The organism is Chloroflexota bacterium (assembly GCA_018648225.1).
Taxonomy (GTDB): Bacteria; Chloroflexota; Anaerolineae; order Anaerolineales; family UBA11858; genus NIOZ-UU35.
Genome location: JABGRQ010000202.1, coordinates 15,839 through 20,138, shown reverse-complemented (window position 1 = coordinate 20,138; position 4,300 = coordinate 15,839). Strand labels below are relative to the sequence as shown.

6 protein-coding genes are annotated in these 4,300 nt (G+C 49.0%); all 6 read right to left on the bottom strand.

Annotated features, from left to right (window positions below):
• Window positions 1-1,268: SAM-dependent methyltransferase (locus HN413_17515; protein ID MBT3392199.1), on the bottom strand; the 1,268-nt coding region annotated here is incomplete at its 3' end.
• Window positions 1,255-1,470, bottom strand: coding sequence for a hypothetical protein (locus HN413_17510; protein ID MBT3392198.1), 216 nt, complete (start codon window positions 1,468-1,470; stop codon window positions 1,255-1,257). The genes HN413_17510 and HN413_17515, both read right to left, overlap by 14 nt.
• Window positions 1,471-1,481: 11 nt before the next feature.
• Window positions 1,482-2,804 (bottom strand): hypothetical protein, encoded by a 1,323-nt coding sequence (locus tag HN413_17505; protein MBT3392197.1) that lies wholly within the window; start codon window positions 2,802-2,804, stop codon window positions 1,482-1,484.
• A 30-nt stretch (window positions 2,805-2,834) separates the two neighbouring features.
• Window positions 2,835-3,122: a hypothetical protein gene (locus HN413_17500; GenBank protein ID MBT3392196.1), complete on the bottom strand. Its 288-nt coding sequence runs from the start codon at window positions 3,120-3,122 to the stop codon at window positions 2,835-2,837.
• A gap of 3 nt (window positions 3,123-3,125) precedes the next feature.
• Window positions 3,126-3,959: a ChbG/HpnK family deacetylase gene (locus tag HN413_17495; protein ID MBT3392195.1), complete on the bottom strand. Its 834-nt coding sequence runs from the start codon at window positions 3,957-3,959 to the stop codon at window positions 3,126-3,128.
• Window positions 3,956-4,300, bottom strand: a 345-nt coding sequence (locus HN413_17490; GenBank protein ID MBT3392194.1) for a methyltransferase domain-containing protein, incomplete at its 5' end; no start/stop codon positions are given. The genes HN413_17490 and HN413_17495, both read right to left, overlap by 4 nt.

Here is a 4,300-nt window from a genome sequence, read left to right as displayed (position 1 = left end):
AAAATATCTTCACGCGCAGCCAATAACTTTTGCGTTTGAGAGTCGCTTTTGGGGACAAACTCAATCACCAACCATGTCCCCAAGTTGGCAAAAAAGCGCGCAATCTGGTCAAGCGGAATATTATTCGCAATGGCTAAATGGTGAACCAATGCCAATGCCAACACCATATCGACAGAGCCGCGTTCCTGAATAGAGAGGCGCTCACGATTCTGCCAGCCAAGGTTTGGGCTGGGGTTGGTCAGATCGAGAAGCAGCGGAAGCAAATTTTCATCATTTTCCGCCACGCCCTGCTGATAATTCAATTCAACAGCGCCGGGGTCAATATCCCATGCCAGTGTGGGAATACCGCGTTGGCTGGAGAGGCGGCTAAAAACTCCGGTGTTGGCGCCCATATCCCAAACATTCTCTGGCGCTATGCGGCTCAAAAATGAGCCTACTATTTTCTTTTTATGCTCAAGCGAAGATTCAGAATAATTATGAGTCACACCATAATCCACCCAGGCAGTTCCCGCAGGTTGCCAGGTTAGTTTTTGGATGATGGCTTCCAGGCTGCCAAGAATTCCCAAAATGCCTGTTTTGCTGACTTCCCGGCGAGGCTGGTCAAGCTCCACCTTTTGTCCGGCATATCTTTGTTGGGCCGCCGCATGGATATGTATATGAGTTAACAAAGGGAAATTTAAACGCGTGCGCAGCGGCAAAAGGCGGCTGGCTAAATCAAGGGGAATGCCGTCGATATAGATTCGCAGCAATTGACTCAAACGCACATCTCGATAACTCATCAACGCCAGCGGCGCCAAAAAGTGTTGGCAAAACTGTCGATAGGCAACCCAGGGCAAGCCCTCTTTATATTTCTCAAAAGAAAGCGTATCGATCAAAACCGGTTTGCCGCGCCAGAATTGAATATTATAGGCGCTGCTATCTTTCAGCGACATGCCATGTGCCAGGGCGCGCTGCTGAATAGCCAGCGTGAGCAATGCCGCCGCATTTAATTGCCCGAAACTCCATTCGTATGGATAAGATATAAATGCGATTCGCTCAGGGTGAATGATTCGATAGACATTCTCGGCATCGTAAGGCTCAACATCCACCTCCTGATGGGGAATTAGTAAACCATCATTCACCAGGTTTTGGTACAAGCTTGACTCGATCAGCAAATCATAATCGGCTTGATAAGCCCGATTCACCTGCCGAAACAGCGCGCCATCCTGCCAAAAGAGAAAGCCGCTCGGATCTCGGAAGGAAGCTGATTCACGTTTATTCGGTTTCATCCACATCCCCGGGTTTGTGGCGGTTAAACAAGTTACTTAGGGCTTGTTTTATTTTCGCCCAATACGTGCGCAGTACAAACAACGCGCCCAGAAGGGCGGCTAATAATACTTGCAGGAAGAAACTTCCCGATCCCGGATCCAGATAAGCGCCATCACGCTTCAGCCATGCAAAAATAGAGCTTGCTACTATTAATATTTTCATTTATCTGCCTTTCAATCGTTCAATTCGTCCGTCACATCCATCATCAAATATGGATTCGTCAATGGGAAAAAATAGTTCCGGTCGGGTAAAAGTTCTAATGTGGTATTCAAATAGGTGTTCAAGACTACCCGAAAAGAGTTGACCGGCGTAATCTCAGGATACAAGGCGGCATAATTTCCGTCCGGGAAATAATAGGCGTTGAAAATTGCCAACCGTTCATGCAGGTCGGTGTTCTCGGCGCTACGAATATCCCAATAGGCGCCAGGGCCGTGATCGGCCTGAATCAACATCACAACCGGGCGCTCGCTTTGAGCCAGAATTCGCTCCACTTCCAGGCGCAGCCGCTCCAGCACGTAGGTTGTTTGCATTCGATAGCCTTCAATATAGTCTGCACGCGTGCCATTTTCCAAAAATTGTGAACCATCCAGTAGCGAAAAATTGGATGTAGGGCGCACAGCATCGCCCTGGGCGTCGAAAACAAAGGGAGGGTGCGGCGCGATGATATGCGCGAATACAAATTTAGGGCCAGCATCGCGGCTCATGTCGGCCAGATGATCAAACGCAAATAATACATGCTCACGATGAAGATCATAAGGGGAGCGTAAAGCTAAAGCGCGAAACAGGGCTGGCAAAGGCGTGGTGTTGAAGATTTCATTTTGAAAAGCGTTCAACATCCAACGCCTGGATGAAAGATACACATCGCCGCTGGTAATATCGATGGGGGCATAGCCATCGGCAAAGGTAATAATTTGATAGCCCTGCGATTTCAATTGCGCAAACAAGCGATTATTTTCAATCATCGCTTCCGGGGGCGTCAAGCTGACAGTTTCTGGCCCCATTGCCGCGGCCAGATCATCGAGATACATAAAATTTAATGAAGAGGCTACCGAGAAAAGCGTCCAGTGATAATTGGCATAACTGGCATCAGCGATATAAAAACCCATTTCTTCCAACGCCGATGTGAAAGCATGTGTATCTACCTGGTAGTATTCTTCCAACACATCCGCCCGCCCCAGGCCATCCATAATAATATAATAAATATCGGGTAATTGATCGCTCTGTGGGGCAACTTCGACCAGCGATTCGGCCGCGACATACTGCTGCCAGTCGCGGATATAATTTTTTATCTCGTCATGTGGTTGCCGAAAATTCACCAAACCCCAGTTGAGAAAAACAGCCCCCAAGACACCAACGCCTAGGACGTTAAAAAGCCGGCCGACAAAAGCCAGGTCTTTACGATATTTCAATACCGAAAAGATCATCAGAAAAAGTAGAATTCCCCACAGCGACAACCAGAAAATATCGGCCAGATTGCCGCGCAGCAGGGTGTGCATTTTCTCGAATAACCCGATAGCATTGAGGATTTACCCAACCGCGTTGATGACATGCTCATACGAGAAGAAAACCAGCCAAAACATGGATACCAATAACGCCGCTTTATGCGGTCGGCGCATCGCGCGCTTCAAAATGCGGATAAAAATCGCCGTCAAAGCCAATACCATTAGAACCACGCCAACAACTTCTTGAAAGCGTAGCTTATCGGCGTTATTGACATACAAAGAGAAGAGCGGGAAGCCAGCAAATGCATAGGGATAGAAATAAATATCCTTGTCTCGCAAAAACTTCCCAAAGCTATTTCGGACTGTTTTCATACGTTAAACTTTCACACTTCCAGCGTGGATCAGCGCATTCAATTCTTCCTCAAATCGATATTGGGCCGCCCAGCGATATTGGTGCTGAAGCTGGGCAACAGCCGGGGTAATTACCGCCGGATGCACCATAATCTCGGTAACGCCCTGCGCGCTGGCGATTGCTTTCTGAAGTCGTGTTTGCGTCATCGCGCCGCTCACTGCAACGCCGACAAATGTATCGGCAAATTGAAGCCCGGCCTCTACAAAATGCCTGCGCGCAATCCAGGCTAACAGCCACAAACCTGCCCAACCCGGCCCGCGCTGAACAGCAGAGAGAGAGAATTTTTCAAGAGGCAAGCGCACATACTCGATCTGATATTCCTGAGCCAAAACAATCATCGCGCTGCGCAGCGGAGGCAACATGTGAACATGCTTGTGCGCGTCCAAATGGGTGATGGTAATGCCCGCGCTCAAGGCACACTCAATTTGGGCGCGCCACTCGGCGAGAGCTTCATCCGTTTGCAAGTAGCCCTGCACATTGCGTTCGATCAACGCCCGCAGGGAATCATGGAAATGACCATCCGGTCTTGTGAGGTTTGGCAATTGTTGTGGCGGCAACAGGGGTAGGCCTTCATTCAATGTTAAATGCACCCCCACCCCGAGTTCAGGCAAACGCCGCGCCATCTCAACCGCTTCACGAAAACCCGTCCCCGTACACATCAACGAGGCACGAGTGAGAATCCCCTTCACATGCGCTTGCTCCACAGCCAGATTATGCCCATCGGTCCAACCAAAATCATCAGCGTTGATAATGAGTTTAGTTGTGCTATCTTTTTTTTGTTCCAATGATTTTTTCAAACTTTCTCGCCAACAAATAATATATGGGGATGCAAATAACCCTGATCCAGATAAACGATTTTAACCTTCAAACCCAGATTTTGCAGGGTTTCTTGCCAATCTTGCTCTGTGCGAAAATAAAAATGCTCGCCAAATGTGATGCCCATCACGCGTACGGCCAGCCATTCTTCCAGCCAGTTCCAGGCAAACTTCCAGCGGGGATGTTGGCTCATCTCCTTGAGCAGTAATTTGCCGCCCGGGTTCAAGCGGGCGACGGCGCTTTCCAGCAGACGCTCTTGCTCAGGGTATGGAATCAGGTAAAGAACATCGATCAAGCTAATCCGGTCGGCGGGCGGCAATTC